Genomic DNA, 16524 nt, shown 5'->3' with positions numbered 1-16524 from the left:
CATCATTTGTATTATTGTCTTAACGCTTCAATGAAACAAGTGCAGATCTATATATCAACAACCTGTTTTAACTAAAATATTTATGAGAAACTTACAAGTTGGAAGCATTGAGTTTTATCAGGCTTGTAAAGAAGCAACCATCAAAGCTTATGAAGGCAAAGTTTCGAAGGACACATTAGATGGCATTGTCAAATTAATCCCTAATCCAGCCGCTAATGGTACTTCTGTAAGTTGTGCTGGCGATGTTAATTTAACTGCTGCTTTTATTTATGGAACAGTTGAATGTAAACTTCCGTCAAAAAATAAAACATTCCAAGGAGAACATTGGGGTATAGGACTTGCCGGTTTTAGAGCATCCGGAATCTTTTATTCTGCTTATAGCAACTGGGATGCTGTATTTGATAACGCAACAGCTTATCATGTGCAATGCTTGGGAGCTGCAGCTGGAATCGTCCAAGTAAATTGGTTTAACAAAGATGGTGTACCAGTAGCACAATTCAATGGTATTGCAGGGGGCTTAGGCGTAATGCAAGTAGGCGGTAAAGGCTCTTGGAAGTAATCTGATATCTTAATCGCTTCAGAAGGTGTGCAAATTTGCGCACCTTCATTTTTTTACTGTAAGTATTAAAAACATTATTGTTAGATAAAATTTAAAATATGCTCCTTCTTAAAGTGGATTCAAATACAGATAATTCCATTTCAAATAATATCTCCTCTATAAAATTTATACTTTTGCAGTTGTTCATAATCTAGCTATATATAGATAAATAAATTTTTAAAACGTACATTCTATACAACAAGTGCATTTTTGTATTTCATTTGGTAATATAATATACAATTCCTATTACTAATATTGAGAGTACATAATCTTAATCGCTTTTCTCGCATCTCACTTCTGAAGCCATTTATTTTTAATGAAGTCTTTCATGAATACTAAAAGTATTCAGACATTATATTTGGCTGTATTTTTACGCAGAGTAAAAAATGTTATGATGTAAAAGAAAATCATTGTCTCAAGAAGTGGATGCATCATTTGGAATACTACCCTAATCGCAATCTTACTCAATAAATGAAGCCATAAACTATCAAAAGAACAACGTATCTCTTTTATCGAAAATCTATAATAGAATGTTTGATATTCATGTGTTTCAGTGGATTAAAGCCATGGATATTAAAATATAATCCATAAATTTGTAATTAATTGAAGAATGCTGTGCAATGATGTATACATATCAATTAGGGCGTTTATTATTTCAGACTTGAGAAACAGCCTTCACCGGATTCTAATCGTAAAATCCGGGAAGAAAACTATTATACAGCAAGTCGCTGTTTTTAGGGTCAATTTTCCATTTATTGGCGATATACAGGGTATGCCTCCAACCACTGTATATCGCCTTTATATGTTTTGTATGTTTAGTTTAAAACCATGCTTGGGTAAAGAAAGTTGATATTTTGATTCTTTACGCCAAAGATAATCTTATAGAGTTCTATATTTTAACTACTATTATCAACAAGGAATATGAAACAAAAGAAAATACTATTACAGCATAAAGTTCTTGCAGGCTATATCATCCTATCGGTTGTTATAACGGGAATGGTTTCTGTATTATTTCATGAGCGCAACCGAGTAGCGAAAATAGAATCTGAAAACCTTGCCATACGTCAGGTGCGCAATGATGCAAATTCCATATTGTACCATATTTCCATTCTTGCATCTTATGGAGAGACGGTATTATCATGGTCGGAAAATGATTTTTTGAAATACCGTAAGGTCCGACTATATATTGATTCTTTATTGCAAAAGATGCCTGATGAAGAATTTGTCAGCAAAGAACAAACCGACAAACTCCGCAACTTACTAACAAGCAAAGAAAAACACCTTAGCCAGATCATGCAGCTGTTTCGGAAAAGGAATGAAGCTGACAGCCTCTTGCTTCAACACTTACCTATGGCTATACACCAGGCCACATTGCATCGTACGGTTACACGTAAGAAAAAAGGAATTCCAGGTTTATTTGGGGCAAAGGAGACTGTAATCTTGCCTCCGGAAACAAGCACACTCCAATCACTGAATGAAGCGTATCTTTCCATGCAAGCAGAAAGGCAGAAGGACATAGACAATTATGCAAACAACCTGCGCGACTATAACAAAGAGTTGAACCAAGAGCTACGCACCTTGATTGCTACGATGGAAGGGCAATTCCAGAATGTCCTTACAACTAAGGAACAATATCTTAAGAATTCGCATGACCGTTCCACTCTCGTCATCACCAGTCTTGTCCTTTCCGCGGTTCTTCTGTTGGCTGTATCATACCTGATTATTTTAAGGGATATACGTATAAGGGAAAAAGGGCGGAAACACTTGGAAGAACTAGTTTCGCAAAACTCTGTACTCTTGGACATGCAAAAGAATATCATCCTCAGCATTTCTCACGATATTCGAACCCCCTTGAATATTATTACCGGCAACACCGAACTGGCAATGAACACACGGGAAAAGAAACAGCGAAATATCTACCTGAAAAATATTGGAGATGTATGCCTTCATGTAGTACATCTTCTCAACAACTTGCTAGATGTATATCAATTGAATGAAGCAGAAGAAAAACGTCAAGATGTCCCGTTCAACCTTCATGAAATGTTAGAGCGCACTGCTGCGGGATTCTCGCATATGGCCAATAACAAGGGCATACGGTTTGTCTGCGATTTCAAAAACACGGATGTCAGACTTTATGGTGATGAGGTACGCATAGAGCAGATTATTGACAATTTACTTGCTAATGCCGTAAAGTTCACTGAATCAGGCACGATTAGTTTTCGCGTTTGTTACCATGGCAGGAAACTATCACTGGAAATTGAAGATACCGGCAGTGGTATGACCGAAGAGACACTTTCACGCATTTTCCGTCCGTTTGAGCGTAAGGCATCAGCTGCCAATGCCGACGGACATGGCTTGGGGTTATCTATCACACAAGGGCTAGTAAAGTTGCTTGACGGGAGCATTGAAGTAACCAGCTCCATCGAGCAGGGAAGCATGTTCCGTGTAACTCTTCCGTTACGGCAAACAGACGAACCGGTGAATAGCAAGAATTCGATGCAACCTCATTTTGAACACCTGCCTCATCGTGTTCTGCTTATTGATGATAATATCATGCTGAGAGATGTAGTCAAGAAAATGCTGGAAAGAAAAGGTATAGTATGTACGGCATGCCCTTCCGTCAAAGAGTTGGTTAAGGCTATGCGTAACATAGATTATGACTTGTTATTGTCCGATATACAAATGCCAGAAACCAACGGGTTTGATTTGCTTGCTCTGTTGCGCAACTCAACTATTGGTAATTCGCGAACAATACCTGTAGTTGCCATGACCGCACGCGGTGACTACGAGAAGAAGGATTATTTAGAAGCCGGATTTGCTGACTGTATTTACAAACCGTTTTCTCTTCCGGATCTGTTACATCTACTTTCAACTCTTAAAGAGTGCTGGGATGATAAAAAATATAAGGTGGATTTCAGTACGATGTTAGCAGATGTTGAAGACAAGACAAAACTGCTAGAGTCCTTTATTGAACAGTCAAAACGGGATGCGGATGAACTCGCTTCAGCCATGAATGATTGTGATCGAAAAAGATTGCGTAAGATTGTTCATCGTATGCAGCCAATGTGGGAGCTGTTGAAATTGGATGAGACCTTGTTTACTTATCGGCTTCTACTGAAAGACTTTGTTACTGATGATAATGCTATACGAGAACATACACAACAAATTCTGAAGTGTAACACTATGCTGATAGAAGAAGCGAATAACGAAATAAAAAGATTGAACAATGAAAAGGAGAATATTAATTGTTGAGGACAATGTAGGCTTGTCGCAGATGCAGAAGGACTGGTTTGCACAGGCAGGTTATGATGCGGTAACGGCCATAAGCGAACCGATAGCACGCTCATTGATACGTAAAACCACATTCGACATGATACTTTCAGATGTACGTCTGCCAGAAGGGAACGGTATCTCTTTATTGGAATGGATCCGTAGAGAAAAGAAAGATATTCCATTTATAATTACGACTGAATATGTATCGGTTCCGGATGTGGTACGTACTATTAAATTGGGTGCAATAGACTACTTGCCCAAGCCTGTTCATAGAGAACATTTACTGGAATTGGCAGAGGATGTGTTTAAGCCTATGGTTACAGTACGAAAAAAGGAAAAGGTAATGTTTCATCGGACAAGTCCTCTAATATTGCAAGTACAAAAAAATGTCCGGTTGGTTGCCTCTTCAGAAATGGCTGTAATGATACTTGGAGCCAACGGAACAGGCAAAGAATCAGTGGCACAGAGTATCCATCAAGGCAGTGAACGCTGGAATAAACCTTTCGTGGCGGTGAATTGTGGGGCGTTGCCCCGTGAACTGGCAGCCTCTCTTCTTTTCGGACATGAAAAAGGAGCATTTACCGGTGCAGATACCGCCAAGGCTGGTTATTTCGATATGGCGAAAGGCGGAACATTATTTCTGGATGAAATCGGAACAATGTCTTATGAAATTCAAACCATGCTTCTCCGTGTGTTGCAAGAAAGTACCTATACACCAATCGGCAGCAGTAAGGAACGAGTAGCGGATGTGCGGATAGTCTCTGCCACAAACGAGGATTTGCTGCAGGCTATCAAGGAGGGGCGGTTCAGGGAAGACCTCTATCACCGTTTGAACGAATTTGAAATTCAACAGCCATCGTTGGCTGAATGCCCGGAGGATATCCTTCCCTTGGCTGAGTTTTTCCGTGAACGCTATTCAAGGGAGCTGAAACGGGAAACAAGCGGTTTTTCCGATGATGCCAGACGCAGAATGCTTGCCTATCCATGGCCGGGTAATGTGCGTGAACTGCAAAATCGGGTAAAACGTTCCGTGCTTGTTTCCGAATCACCGTTATTAGAAATGGAAGGATTAAATACAGAAATCCACCAGCATAATAATGAGACAATTCCCTTAACTGCTATCCGCCCGCTGAAAGACGAAACGCAGGAGAAAATGAACATAATCAATGCTCTTAAAGCCTGCAACGGACATCGGGAACAGGCGGCTGCGATGCTCAAAATCAATCCGGCAACACTGTACAGAAAGATGAAAAAATACGGGCTAAAATAAAATGCTATGACAAGTATTCAATAATTTCAATAGGAAAAGTATGTTTGCATATCATCTGTAGATTAAAAATCTCACTTCTTCCAACAATGGTATTTGCCGTCTGATTTACCGTAATTCTTGCAGGATGTAACTTGCATTTTGCGAGATTTCTTGCATTCTGCAAGGTCTTATTTCCATCATTTCTTTTCTCTAATAATTTTTATTTCGCTGTATTTCAATGGAATATCGATGCCATTCCATGAAACATGGTGCCATTGGCATGCCGTTAGCCCTATATCATGATATAACCTGTTGCGCAACAAGGTGTAATCACCCGATTATTTACACTCAAAGACAGACCGTATTATGATACAGATAGACCGTGAAACCTTCCAGATGATGCTCCATCAGATCATGGAACGGTTCGACAAGATTGAAGACAGACTGAACCGCATGAACCGCCAGACTTCCGCCCTTGACGGCGACAAGCTGCTGGACAATCAGGACATGTGCGAGCTGCTCGGCATAACCAAACGCACCCTCGCACGGTACCGCCAGAAGAAACTCGTGGCGTATTACATGATTGACGGGCGTACCTATTACAAGTCTTCTGAGGTAGAGGCATTCCTCAACCAGAAGGGGAAACGTATGCCGGCAAGACTGAAAAACCAGGTGGAATAATAAAACTGAAAAGAATATGGAACTTGTATGTATTGACAAACAGACTTTTGAAGAGCTGCGTATCCGCTTCTGCAAATTTGAGGAACGGATGACACACATTTGCCGACCGGTAGAGGACCTCGGCCTGAAAAACTGGCTGGACAACCAGGAAGTGTGCGATGTGCTCCGCATCAACAAAAAGACTCTTCAGGCATATCGGGCCAAAGGGATACTTCCCTTCAGCCGTATAAAGAACAAGCTCTTCTACAAGCCGGAAGATATACAGAGATTGTTGGATTTGAGTTATCACCCTTTAATAAAGAGCAGATTATGAGCTATCATTTCATAGACAAGAAAGACCCGCACATTGATGTGATGTTTCAGGGATTGGAGAAATTGGAGAAGATGCTTTCGGTATTGGAGGAAATCCCGAAAACGTTCTTCAACGGTGAACGCTTCCTTACGGATGAAGAACTTTCCAATGTCCTGCGGGTAAGCAGACGCACATTGCAGGAATACCGTACATCCGGTGTAATCCCTTACTACCTGGTACAGGGAAAGGCTCTCTATAAAGAGTCCGACATTATGAAAATACTGGACGATGCCTATAAGCGGTGCCGGGAAGAACAACGCTGGGTATAGCTGGCATCATTAAAGTCAGAACGGAGAAACGACCTGCCGGGTTGCGGTTGTTTCTCCGTTCTCCTTTTCATACGGCTTGCGATTTCCGCTTCCGTTTTTTCTTTGTCGTGAAATCCTCTTCACATAATTCTATGCTGTTACCGAAGCCGGTGGCTCTCAAGCGTTTCATGTCCTCGTCCACTTTTGTGTCCATGACCTGCGCGTAAATTTGCGTGGTGGAAATGGAGGTATGTCCCATCATACGGCTTACCGTCTCTATCGGGACACCCAACGAGAGAGTGATGTGGGTTCCGTAATTATGCCGGGCCTGGTGGAAAGTCAAATCAAATCCATAGGCCTTTCCCAATTCTTTTGTCAGCATGATAAAATAACAGCGTCCGTAAATGTTGAACACCTTGTCCCCGGTTCTCTGGCTACGGTACTTCTCTATGATTTGGAGAGGAATATCCAGCAGACGGACAGAGGAAAGCGTATCGGTCTTTTGGCGGTGGATATGAATCCACCAAGTGCCGTCGTCTGCCTGCGTAATATCATTTACCGACAACCTCTTCAAATCCGCATATGCCAGTCCGGTAAAAGTCGAAAAGATGAACATATCCCTCACGAATTGTAATTGCGGCTTCTCTACGGGAGTAGTCATCAATGTCTTGAGGTCCTCCAGCTTCATGTGGCGGCTTCTTCTTTTGGGGAGTTCGGGGTGCAGACGGCAGTATGGATCCCGTCTCAACGTGCCCTGGCTGACAGCCCGTACCGTAAGTTTCTTCAAGCGGTACAGATGCTCATGCACGCTTTTGGGCTTCAGGTTGCGGTCGGTGCGCAGGAAAACTTCAAAATCGTCATAGAACACCCTGTCAAGACTTCGCAACGTGACATCTTCCATACCCTTCTTTTCCCGTACAAATGCGGAAAGATGTTTGTATGAACGCTGATAGGACTCGTATGTCTCCCGTATGCGGTCTATCCCGACACGTTTCTTGAATTCCTCATTATGCTCCCTGAAGAGAGCCAGCAGGGTAAGCGGTTTCTGTCCGATACCTTTGACTGCATTCTTGACCAGTTCTGCCGTGATGAAACCCAGGCTGTTCTTTATCCGATCATAATGTCCGGCTATCTCGCTTGTCAGGTCATCTATGGCGCGGTTCACAGTAACGGCATTCTCGCTTCGTCCATCTGCACGCCCTTTCTCCGGATTCCAGATAGCCGGATTGACAGATACTTTGGTACCTATCTGAGCCCATTCGGCACCGATGCTCACCTTGCACAACAACTGGCACATCCCGTCCTTGCGTATTTTTGTACGGTTGATATAAAACAGCACGGCAAATGTGCTGCGGCGTTTGGTATTCTGTTTCTCAATATTCTGTTCCATATACTTTCCATTTAAGGGTTTATTAAATGACGACAGAAAAGCGTTCTGAAATTTTCCGATTCAGTGCCTTTGTATCGGCATCTATCTTGTCATCGGTTACTTTCGCATAAATTTGGGTGGTTTCTATCTGACTGTGTCCGAGCATTTTGCTGACTGTTTCAAGGGGTACGCCATGGGAAAGTGTTATTTCCGTAGCGTATGTATGACGGGCGGCATGAAAGACCAACGGACGGTTTATGTGGCAGATTTGCGCAATCTCTTTCAAATAATGGTTCAGCATAGAATTGCAGTACATCGGCAGCAACTTGTCATCGGGAGCAGTGTCGCTGTACTTCTTCAGAATCTGTAATGGCAAATCAAGCAGCGGAATCTCAAATTCTATTTTGGTTTTCTGTCTGGCACTTTTTATCCACCATGTCCCATCTTCTGCTGAACATAGGTTGCTTTTGGTCAGCAGACACATATCTCTATATGAAATCCCGGTAAAACAGGAAAACAAAAATATATCACGGACATGATATAATGTCTGTCTGTGAAGCGGAGTGGTCATGATTCTGTGTAACTCTTCTGCCGTGAGATATTTCTGTACGGCTTTAGGACGCACCGGCTCGTATCCCAAAAACGGACTGGCGGTAATGATACCGTCAGCGATGGCCTCGCCGACAATCGTTTTCAGTTGTACGGTCAGATTGATGATTGTTCCGGGGGCGAGATTGCGTTCTGTCCGAAGGTACAAATCATACTTGTCAATAAAGGAACGGTCCAGTGCTGAGAACGGAATATCGGAGAGTTTGTATTTTGTCTGCAAGAATCTTTCGATATGGTTGTAGGCATTCCGATAAGCACGCAAGCTTTTCATGGTACGGTTTACTCCCACACGCTTTTCAAAACAATTGATAAATCGTCTGAAGTAGCCCAAAAGAGTTTCCTGTCCGCTGGACATTCCAAGCAGAATACTTTTTACCTCTTCTGCTGTCACACCGTCACGTACAGCCGACAGTTCTGAGTAGATACTTAAAGCCATTGCACGAATCTCGTCCAGACGGTTGTTTATTTCCTTTGCAGCCATACTCTTGCCTGACGCACGTCCGGAAGTCCAGCGCGACTGTGAAACTTTCATCTTCACACTGAATGCCGCTTCCGAGTATTTTCCGACACTTAATTTAGCCATTACAGGGCTGTTTCCGTCAACATCCGCCTCGCTCTTTTTCAGGTAGAACGATACCTTTACATTTGCTTGATTCATAACTAATTCCTTTGTTTGCAAAATTATTATATAGCGAGCAAATGAATGGCATGAAAAATATAGCGGAACGGAGAATAAGGTCCTTCGCCTAACAAACAAACCCTGTCTTTTTTTCTAATACGGAAAAATATGACTAAGTTTGCATGATAGACATAGCAAGAAACATCGTTCCATGCAGTGATAAACAGGATATGAAAAGTAGAAATGGAAGCTATTTCCAACCCTCTTTTTCAACCCGGAAAAGGCAACGGATAAGTAGCGATTTGTTTTCCGAACTCCCTCAAAAACGGTCAAAAACCACAAATGGAAGAATCTGGACCAAAGCTACATATTCCTTTAGTTCTCAAACACTTTGTACTATTTCCTCAAAAGTTATCCGAATGTGGGCGAGTTTCCATATCTTTGTTCGTTATGTTCCCTGAATACCTGCAATAGCGTTTTGCTATCCTCGTCCACACCATAATACAATTTTCTTACAAGATCGACAGTAATAACCTTGTCGGAAGATTCAAGTTCCCTATAAATTTGGTGTACGTGCGAACATGTGATTTTTAAGTAGTGGTTCAGTTTCACTGACATACGGTCTTTGCTTTTGAATTCTCTTTTGCCCGATTCCATAAGTTTACAGGGCAGCTTCTTTTGATAGAAATATCTACCATACAGCCGTTTACAGTGATTCTCATGCATACGGGTACTTCTCTGTTCTTTAATAATTTGCCTTTCTTGATGAAGAACAATACAGAAAATGATTTTCGAGCCATTTTTACATCGTTTTAGGAATTACAAAACTATGTATTCTCTTCCAAAGTAAGTCTATGCAAAATACTATGAATCAGTGAGAAATATACAAATTCGTGGGACTTTTTCCGGCTAAATTTTAGTCCCACGATTTATCCACCGATAATATGCTTGAAACGGCTATTTTCTGCTACCTGCCAGAAAAAAGAAATCCCTGACAATATCTAATTATCAGGGATTTGTTTGATTTTTCTTTTGTTTTCCGTGATCCGCCTGGGGTCACTTTGTGATCCAGCTGGGAACATGGAACATATTCATAATCAACTGGTTATCACTTAATTTGTCTTTTGGGAATATTTTAAAAATAACAGATGGACAAATAGTGGACGAATAATTGTCGTTTCTTGTCTATCTATTTAAAATACTATTATCAATACTTGTCTGAAAATGACCTATTAAGACTTCCATTTCCGACATTTTCTAAGAACTCTGATTTAACAATGGCAAAAGTACAAATTAAGACAATATCATGCAAATTATGCGTAAAAAAATGGTTTACAAAATTATATAACATAATTTTGTAAAATATGCGTGTAATTCATTTTTTGTTAAGCTTGGGTATATCCTATTATGGGGTATACCCTATTTTATTATTATGAGAAATTCATTATTAAAGACTGATCTATTGATTCTACTTAGCACACACCAAAAAATCGAAACAAAGACGTTAGAAAAAGCCTATGTGCAATTCGTAAACAAATTACAGGTTTTTATAAATAACTCATCTGATTTGGCAACTTCCTATTTCTTAATACATTACACAAGAATTGAATTAGAAGCTATTTTAAAAAAAGATACTACGAATAATATTATATTGAATAAAACCCTTTCAATTATCAATGTTGCTTTAGAATGTTTGAAATTATCAGTACTAATTGAAACAAAAACATTAAAAATAAAAAAGCCCCTACGCTGGACGGCTGACTTATGTAATGCCGTTGAAATAATATATGCACTTTTCCACAGTAAATGTATCAATAATGGAGAAGTTACGATTAAACAACTCGCAGAACTATTTGAAAAGGCTTTCAACATAAATCTCAATAACATTTCATTGTTATACATCCAAATAAGAAGCAGAGTCGGAGAAAGAACAACTTTTTTACGTCGTTTAACGGACAACTTAAACAAGGCAATGTTAGAAAAGGACAAATAATTACTATTAACCTAATATTAAGTTAAAGACTTTCTATTTTTTCATCCTACACTTTTGTAGCAACAAATTTAAAACTAAATAATTATGGAAGTTGTTACATTAGATTCACAGGTGTATCGGAATCTTGTAGAAAAATTAGAAACTATTTTTCAATTCGTCAAATCACAGGGTACAATACAATTAAACGAATCAGAAAAACCGAGAGAAAAAACAGAAAAAGGAATTGCATTAGACAACAAAGATGTATGCAAACTTTTACATGTTAGTTTAAGAACATTAAATCGAATAAGAACCCGGGGAGAAATTACTTATACCCGTATTGGTGGGAGAATCCGCTATAACATTGAAGATGTAAATAAATACATAGCAGAAGGTAAATACGAAACGGTAAATGAAATTGCTCAACATAATCATTTATCCATATGATCGAAAAATTAGACAAAGCAACTTTAGAGCAATGGATGCACCGTTTATTTGATCGTTTAGATCAAACGGATGAAAAAATAAAAAGATTAGCCCTTCAAATAGCCGTTGAAGAGATAAAAGTTTTAGACAACCAGGACATGTGCTTACTTCTGCATGTTAATCGACGAACATTACAACGTTACCGAAAAGAAAAGATTTTAAAATACTTCAACGTTCGAGGAAAAAATTATTATCGAGTAGTTGATGTAAAAGAGTTTATGGAAACACGTTTAAAAGAGAAAGAAGCTATAAACTAACAATAACCTACTATCCTTTAAAGTAAAGGCTGTATATCAATAGTAAATTAAAAAATTGTCGCTGTTCTCTATCGAACCTTGTTTAAAATAGTTCTATTTTAGTTATAGAAGATTTACAGTCTATTTTTCTTTTTCTTGAATATTGTAGAAAAAATGTCATTGACTCATTTCTATAATAAGAACAAAATCTTTGACTACTTCGCAATATTCAGGAAAAACCATATTATCTGTACCTATTTTTGAAACAGATTACTCAAACTTATTTATTTCTGTAAAAGGTACAGCATTTCCTTTAATATTCCATATATGTAGGACAAAATTGAGAAGCAAGACGAAATATAGTCCTTCACAGCGTTAGTAGGGAAACAATATTTGTTATCTATTTTAATTTAGATAATTCATTGATTAACCCATAATATCTTTTTCTTTCAAAATCACAATACCCTAAAGGCACAGAGAACGCTTCAATTTGATTTCCATTATTGTATACTGGCACTGCAATAGCCGGACACATTTTGCAAGTATTACTTGCTTCACAGCCAGTACACCCACGAATTGGCTTATTTATATAGGTATTTACAAATTGCCTATTTAGATTTATACTTTTTTTGATTCCTAAATCAACAATACGATAATTACACTCTTTGATTTGAGTTCTTTGACAAGGTAATAATTCAAAATTTGAATTTATATGGAGTCCATAATTTTTAATGCCACAAGTATAGCATTTTTTTATTGTATTTTGTTTTTCACAATCAAATATTTCTGGATATGATTTGTCTGTTATTTGTATCTTGTTCGCTTCACAACTAATCATAGATGAGAAATTAGATTGAAAATGATTTAGATTTTTTCCATCATAAGCTTGAAAAATGGTTGTAGAGTAGTAATAATCAATTCCGTTAAGATTACACCAATCGCCAATTTTACTAAAACCATCTTCTGTTATAGAATTAAAAGGAGTTTTACACTTAACTTTAATACCTAAATCTCTTAATTTAAGAATATTATCTAATACCTTTTGATAATCCCTACCTTTGGTTCCCGTAACTTTGTCGAAGTTTTTTTGGTCAACACCATAAATGGAAATTTCTATTTTATAAGGAGGAAGTTGTTTAAATAAATTGATTATTTCGTTATCTATTAAATATCCATTGCTATATAATGCTACAAGTACACCTGAAAGTTTAAGAAAAGAATAAATTTCTTTGAAATCCTTATGTAACAAAATTTCACCTCCTGTTAGAGTACAATATAACAGCCCTAAATCAATCAATTCCTGGATTTTCGATTTAATATTCTCAAATCTAACTTGTTCATTGTGTGAGTGTCCAACAATGTAACAGAAAGGGCAATAAAAATTGCATCTATCCAATAATTCCCAAGTTAATAACATAGGAGTGTATGAACACCCAGAAATAAGTCCACACAACTGCGACGGTGACATGCTCTTAACTAATGAGCCATTTTTTTCAAGAAATTTTGAATTAAAATAAATCTCGTTTGCAGAATATGGATTTATCAACACATCTACATTATTTATTCTTCTTTGTACCATAGTTTCTATAATAAACCTGACAGCTACTTTGGTAACTGTCAGGCTTTACCAACTTTTAACTTCCGCTACAATCGCAAGTGGGATCCCAACCGCATTCCATATTTGAAAATCCACTATCAACGACTTCAACTTTTACAAAGTTGGGAATTACTTCTGTATCCATAATATCAAGTATTTGTTGTTATGCCTATTCGCTTTGAAGTGTCCCAATTTCATTGGCGACAGGATTTTCGGCTTCTTCCTTAAAATAGTTCTGTAAATTTACATATTTTTTTCATGTTTAATACAAAATATTAATCAATAATTTATTTTTCATATCTTGTGTCTAAAATCTTAATATTATATGTCGATTAAATTTTAATATATAAAAAGCGCCCGGTATCCTACCCCCGGGCGCACCACTTAAAATCCTGAAAACAGTTTAACTGTTGCATGATTTCAAGTACAAAGATAAATAAATTATCTCTTTTTCAGATTAGATTTTTTCATTGGGAACTCGAAAACGGTCTTATAATTTTCATCCAATTTTAATTTAGCATTCATTAATGAGCCGTCACGCTTCTTAAATCCCTTAATAACGCCCGTCTTCCCTTCCTCTATTAACGTTATGATCTGTTCGTCCGAAAGCTGCTTATCACATTTATTCCTGAATACTATAAAATCACATTCTACGTTAGCACATTTAATACATTTAGGAAAAAACAACATTTTACTCCTGCATTTAGGACAGAAACAAGTCTTATTTTCAGGTAGATTTACAGAAACATTCAATAATTCCGTTGTAACCTGTACGGTATATATTTCCACTTCCTGACGAAAAGTATTAGGTTGTAACACTCCATTTTCAATATTATTCAAAGCAACTTCCCAACCAGCCGTCAAACCGACATCAGAAATACGCATATCTTTCACAATTTCATAAGTAGTTTGCCCTTTTTCGGTTGGGACAATATTCTTTTTGTCACGTCGGACATATTGCCTGTGAATCAAAACCTCTATTATTCCGGCACGAGTGGCAGGTGTTCCTATTCCCGTTCCTTTTATGACATCCCGTTCTTCTTCATCTTCTAAATCGGTTCCTGCATGCTCCATGAGAGAGAGTAAGCTTGCATCGGTCAATATGGGATACCTCTGAAAATAGAGACGGTACAAGCATTCCGATAGAACATAATACGCAAACCGATTACTTAACAGGTACACATACCCCCGGACAAACTGAAATTAATAATTCTAATCCCTATGTTAATTTGACAATGAAGCATACCTTAAGTATGTTAATTTTCGATGTTTACGTTGAGAATTATACCGGAAATGCTGAATTAACTAAAATAGAGGTTGCCAATGCTACCGGGAAAACGGTATTATTCAGTGCAGGCACGGTAAACTTACAAACCGGGGCTATTACAGGTTCTACCGGGAAAAATCAGTCTTATGCGCACAGTTTATCGCAGATGCTGGGTACTGCGCCTACCGGTCACGAAAAAACATTACCTAAGTTTATGGTAGTACCCGTGTCTTCTGTACCGGTCACTGGAGATATAATTATCAACTTTACCATTGACGGAAAAGTTTATACCTATTATGTACCGGCAAGTACGGTTTGGGCTTCGGGTACAAAAAATACTTATACGGTAAAATTATCGGGGAAAGCCCTGATTACATCGAATATAACGATTACAAACTGGACGGACGGTATCAACGGAAATATTACTTTACCCTAATAGAAACGGGGCAAATTGCCCCGTTTCTCTCAAAAACAATAACATATGAAAAGATTGATATACCCATTCTGTCTTTTCCTTGCCATTTCCGGTTGTAAGGAAAATAGACTAAATGAAAAAGAAACCAGAAAGGCAGCTACCTTCTTTGTTGCTCCAAATACCCCGACACGGGCAACAGATACGTCTTTTGAATCGGGGGACGAAATCGGGATATTTGCCATTGAAAGGTTATCCCCCGATATTCCGGGCTTACTGAATACCGCAAGTTATGCCATTAACAGGCGATACCGGATAGATTATAACGGTAACTTGTTACCCGTTTCAAAAGAGGATGAAATAAGCCTGTCCCGCATTGATTATTACGATATATACGCTTATTACCCCTATACGGAGAAAAATTATGATCCGCAAGCCATAGATTTTAAATTGGATTATCAGCAAAATTCAATGGTAAAATACAAACAGCACGATGTCATGTTTGCAAAGGCATTAGGTATATGGGGCAATACTTCTTCGATCGGATTAAATTTCAGCCGCAAAATGGCAGCCGTAGATTTTCAGCTTCGCAAAGAGCAGGGAATCCAAATACATTCTGTTTCTCTGTCTTCTGCCTATTGTAATTGCCGGGGCAATCTTGCAACGGGGACAGTGGAGGCTACCGGAAAAAAATACACGATTAATATGTATCCTTTACAAGAAACAACAAACACATATACATTCAGGGCTTTGCTTCCCGAACAAATTTTGCCGGCTTCAACACAACTTTATATGACAGCCAATAGCAACGATCATTCCCTACCCTTCCAAACAGTAACGGACGTTCCTCTAACATCCGGTACGACAAGTATGTTCCCCGCAGAGATGATGTACCGGGTATTTGTCAAACAAAGAGGCTCAGGTCGTGTCAGTGGAGCCGGGATATATAAACACGGAGAAATAGTAACGATAGCTGCAATACCCGCTCCCGGTTACCAATTAGAAGGTTGGTATTATACACCTGACGGTATTTGGAGTGAAGAATTACCGAGGGTATCAACGGAATTAAATTATTCTTTCCCGGTAACGAAATACTCCCGTTTTATTGCCAATTTTATTCCTAAGGAAATATGAAAATCATTATGATATGCTTATTAGCTGTTTTATACTCCTGTTCTGACGAACTGACCATTAAACAGGATTACGATTATAGTATTCAGACGTTACCCGTTCCTCAAAAAATCCAGAAAGGGGAAACAGTACCTATCGAGTTTATGATCATAAGGGACGCCGTATATAAGAAAGCGATCTATTCATTCCGGTTCTTTCAAACGGACGGAAAAGGAACACTAACGAACGATAAGGGACAACCTTATACAGTAAACCGTTATTATAATGTTGAGGATACTTTTACTCTGTTATACACCTCCCGTTGTGAAGAAACACAGACGTTGGATTTTGTCTTTACAGATAACTTCGGGAAAGAATTAGAATACCGGGTATCTTTTCAGAATGACGGAAAGAAAGAATAGAAAAACCCGGCTACTTTATGTGGC

At 38.5% G+C, this 16524-nt stretch carries 16 protein-coding genes and 1 pseudogene; 12 read left to right on the top strand and 5 right to left on the bottom strand.

The genetic code is table 11. The annotated features are described in order from the left end of the window. The first annotated feature begins 82 nt into the window (after positions 1-82). The 6 genes from HMPREF9449_RS02690 to HMPREF9449_RS02660 all read left to right on the top strand — a co-directional run bounded on the left by HMPREF9449_RS02690 (position 83) and on the right by HMPREF9449_RS02660 (position 6422). The gene (locus tag HMPREF9449_RS02690) at positions 83-559 is read left to right on the top strand and encodes a hypothetical protein (RefSeq protein ID WP_009135694.1); all 477 of its coding nucleotides are present in this window, start codon (positions 83-85) and stop codon (positions 557-559) included. A gap of 960 nt (positions 560-1519) precedes the next feature. Continuing rightward, positions 1520-3850: a hybrid sensor histidine kinase/response regulator gene (locus HMPREF9449_RS02680; RefSeq protein WP_009135692.1), complete on the top strand. Its 2331-nt coding sequence runs from the start codon at positions 1520-1522 to the stop codon at positions 3848-3850. After that, complete coding sequence (locus HMPREF9449_RS02675) at positions 3825-5141, top strand: sigma-54-dependent transcriptional regulator (protein WP_009135691.1); 1317 nt, start codon at positions 3825-3827, stop codon at positions 5139-5141. The genes HMPREF9449_RS02680 and HMPREF9449_RS02675 overlap by 26 nt, the downstream gene beginning before the upstream one ends. A 345-nt stretch (positions 5142-5486) precedes the next feature. Continuing rightward, on the top strand, positions 5487-5801 hold the full coding sequence (locus HMPREF9449_RS02670; RefSeq protein ID WP_009135690.1) for a helix-turn-helix domain-containing protein: 315 nt from the start codon (positions 5487-5489) through the stop codon (positions 5799-5801). Between the two features lie 16 nt (positions 5802-5817). Beyond that, complete coding sequence (locus HMPREF9449_RS02665) at positions 5818-6114, top strand: helix-turn-helix domain-containing protein (RefSeq protein ID WP_009135689.1); 297 nt, start codon at positions 5818-5820, stop codon at positions 6112-6114. After that, positions 6111-6422 carry a helix-turn-helix domain-containing protein gene (locus HMPREF9449_RS02660; protein WP_009135688.1) on the top strand — a complete coding sequence of 104 codons (312 nt, stop codon included), beginning with the start codon at positions 6111-6113 and terminating at the stop codon, positions 6420-6422. Before HMPREF9449_RS02665 ends, HMPREF9449_RS02660 begins: the two co-directional genes overlap by 4 nt. Positions 6423-6489: 67 nt before the next feature. Here the strand turns inward: HMPREF9449_RS02660 and HMPREF9449_RS02655 are convergent, their stop codons facing one another. The 3 genes and pseudogenes from HMPREF9449_RS02655 to HMPREF9449_RS16680 all read right to left on the bottom strand — a co-directional run. Further along, positions 6490-7791 carry a site-specific integrase gene (locus HMPREF9449_RS02655; RefSeq protein WP_009135687.1) on the bottom strand — a complete coding sequence of 434 codons (1302 nt, stop codon included), beginning with the start codon at positions 7789-7791 and terminating at the stop codon, positions 6490-6492. 22 nt (positions 7792-7813) lie between these two features. Then, positions 7814-9037 carry a site-specific integrase gene (locus tag HMPREF9449_RS02650; protein WP_009135686.1) on the bottom strand — a complete coding sequence of 408 codons (1224 nt, stop codon included), beginning with the start codon at positions 9035-9037 and terminating at the stop codon, positions 7814-7816. A gap of 402 nt (positions 9038-9439) precedes the next feature. After that, positions 9440-9798, bottom strand: a pseudogene (locus tag HMPREF9449_RS16680) (Arm DNA-binding domain-containing protein); the annotation flags it as partial. A 632-nt stretch (positions 9799-10430) separates the two neighbouring features. Here HMPREF9449_RS16680 and HMPREF9449_RS15725 point away from each other — a divergent pair. The 3 genes from HMPREF9449_RS15725 to HMPREF9449_RS02630 all read left to right on the top strand — a co-directional run bounded on the left by HMPREF9449_RS15725 (position 10431) and on the right by HMPREF9449_RS02630 (position 11713). Next, entirely contained in the window at positions 10431-10991 is a 561-nt protein-coding gene (locus HMPREF9449_RS15725; protein ID WP_050810386.1) for an RteC domain-containing protein, read from the top strand. A gap of 84 nt (positions 10992-11075) precedes the next feature. Beyond that, positions 11076-11417 (top strand): helix-turn-helix domain-containing protein, encoded by a 342-nt coding sequence (locus HMPREF9449_RS02635; protein WP_009135682.1) that lies wholly within the window; start codon positions 11076-11078, stop codon positions 11415-11417. Continuing rightward, on the top strand, positions 11414-11713 hold the full coding sequence (locus HMPREF9449_RS02630; protein ID WP_009135681.1) for a helix-turn-helix domain-containing protein: 300 nt from the start codon (positions 11414-11416) through the stop codon (positions 11711-11713). Before HMPREF9449_RS02635 ends, HMPREF9449_RS02630 begins: the two co-directional genes overlap by 4 nt. 379 nt (positions 11714-12092) lie before the next feature. Here the strand turns inward: HMPREF9449_RS02630 and HMPREF9449_RS02625 are convergent, their stop codons facing one another. Next, a complete protein-coding gene (locus HMPREF9449_RS02625) occupies positions 12093-13271 on the bottom strand; it encodes a radical SAM protein (protein WP_040611173.1) in 1179 nt (392 codons plus the stop codon). Between the two features lie 459 nt (positions 13272-13730). Beyond that, entirely contained in the window at positions 13731-14471 is a 741-nt protein-coding gene (locus HMPREF9449_RS02620) for a DNA topoisomerase (protein WP_071987177.1), read from the bottom strand. Here HMPREF9449_RS02620 and HMPREF9449_RS02615 point away from each other — a divergent pair. From HMPREF9449_RS02615 to HMPREF9449_RS02605, 3 genes are read left to right on the top strand one after another with little or no spacing between them, the layout of a single operon-like run. Further along, positions 14378-14992 (top strand): fimbrillin family protein, encoded by a 615-nt coding sequence (locus HMPREF9449_RS02615; protein WP_071987176.1) that lies wholly within the window; start codon positions 14378-14380, stop codon positions 14990-14992. The two genes, HMPREF9449_RS02620 and HMPREF9449_RS02615, sit on opposite strands and share 94 nt — an antisense overlap. A gap of 45 nt (positions 14993-15037) precedes the next feature. Beyond that, complete coding sequence (locus HMPREF9449_RS02610) at positions 15038-16102, top strand: fimbrillin family protein (RefSeq protein ID WP_009135677.1); 1065 nt, start codon at positions 15038-15040, stop codon at positions 16100-16102. Beyond that, positions 16099-16500 carry a TraQ conjugal transfer family protein gene (locus tag HMPREF9449_RS02605; RefSeq protein ID WP_009135676.1) on the top strand — a complete coding sequence of 134 codons (402 nt, stop codon included), beginning with the start codon at positions 16099-16101 and terminating at the stop codon, positions 16498-16500. Before HMPREF9449_RS02610 ends, HMPREF9449_RS02605 begins: the two co-directional genes overlap by 4 nt. Positions 16501-16524 lie beyond the last annotated feature (24 nt).

The organism is Odoribacter laneus YIT 12061 (assembly GCF_000243215.1).
Classification (GTDB): Bacteria; Bacteroidota; Bacteroidia; order Bacteroidales; family Marinifilaceae; genus Culturomica; species Culturomica lanea.
Note: the sequence above shows the minus strand (reverse complement) of the source record. Positions and strands in the feature narration are given on the sequence as shown.

What these genes read in the sequence shown, in the direction of transcription:
- HMPREF9449_RS02690 (WP_009135694.1), top strand. Translation starts at nt 83, where the DNA reads ATGAGAAACTTACAAGTTGGAAGCATTGAGTTTTATCAGGCTTGTAAA.
- HMPREF9449_RS02680 (WP_009135692.1), top strand. Translation starts at nt 1,520, where the DNA reads ATGAAACAAAAGAAAATACTATTACAGCATAAAGTTCTTGCAGGCTAT.
- HMPREF9449_RS02675 (WP_009135691.1), top strand. Translation starts at nt 3,825, where the DNA reads ATGAAAAGGAGAATATTAATTGTTGAGGACAATGTAGGCTTGTCGCAG.
- HMPREF9449_RS02670 (WP_009135690.1), top strand. Translation starts at nt 5,487, where the DNA reads ATGATACAGATAGACCGTGAAACCTTCCAGATGATGCTCCATCAGATC.
- HMPREF9449_RS02665 (WP_009135689.1), top strand. Translation starts at nt 5,818, where the DNA reads ATGGAACTTGTATGTATTGACAAACAGACTTTTGAAGAGCTGCGTATC.
- HMPREF9449_RS02660 (WP_009135688.1), top strand. Translation starts at nt 6,111, where the DNA reads ATGAGCTATCATTTCATAGACAAGAAAGACCCGCACATTGATGTGATG.
- HMPREF9449_RS02655 (WP_009135687.1), bottom strand. Translation starts at nt 7,791, where the DNA reads ATGGAACAGAATATTGAGAAACAGAATACCAAACGCCGCAGCACATTT.
- HMPREF9449_RS02650 (WP_009135686.1), bottom strand. Translation starts at nt 9,037, where the DNA reads ATGAATCAAGCAAATGTAAAGGTATCGTTCTACCTGAAAAAGAGCGAG.
- HMPREF9449_RS15725 (WP_050810386.1), top strand. Translation starts at nt 10,431, where the DNA reads ATGAGAAATTCATTATTAAAGACTGATCTATTGATTCTACTTAGCACA.
- HMPREF9449_RS02635 (WP_009135682.1), top strand. Translation starts at nt 11,076, where the DNA reads ATGGAAGTTGTTACATTAGATTCACAGGTGTATCGGAATCTTGTAGAA.
- HMPREF9449_RS02630 (WP_009135681.1), top strand. Translation starts at nt 11,414, where the DNA reads ATGATCGAAAAATTAGACAAAGCAACTTTAGAGCAATGGATGCACCGT.
- HMPREF9449_RS02625 (WP_040611173.1), bottom strand. Translation starts at nt 13,271, where the DNA reads ATGGTACAAAGAAGAATAAATAATGTAGATGTGTTGATAAATCCATAT.
- HMPREF9449_RS02610 (WP_009135677.1), top strand. Translation starts at nt 15,038, where the DNA reads ATGAAAAGATTGATATACCCATTCTGTCTTTTCCTTGCCATTTCCGGT.
- HMPREF9449_RS02605 (WP_009135676.1), top strand. Translation starts at nt 16,099, where the DNA reads ATGAAAATCATTATGATATGCTTATTAGCTGTTTTATACTCCTGTTCT.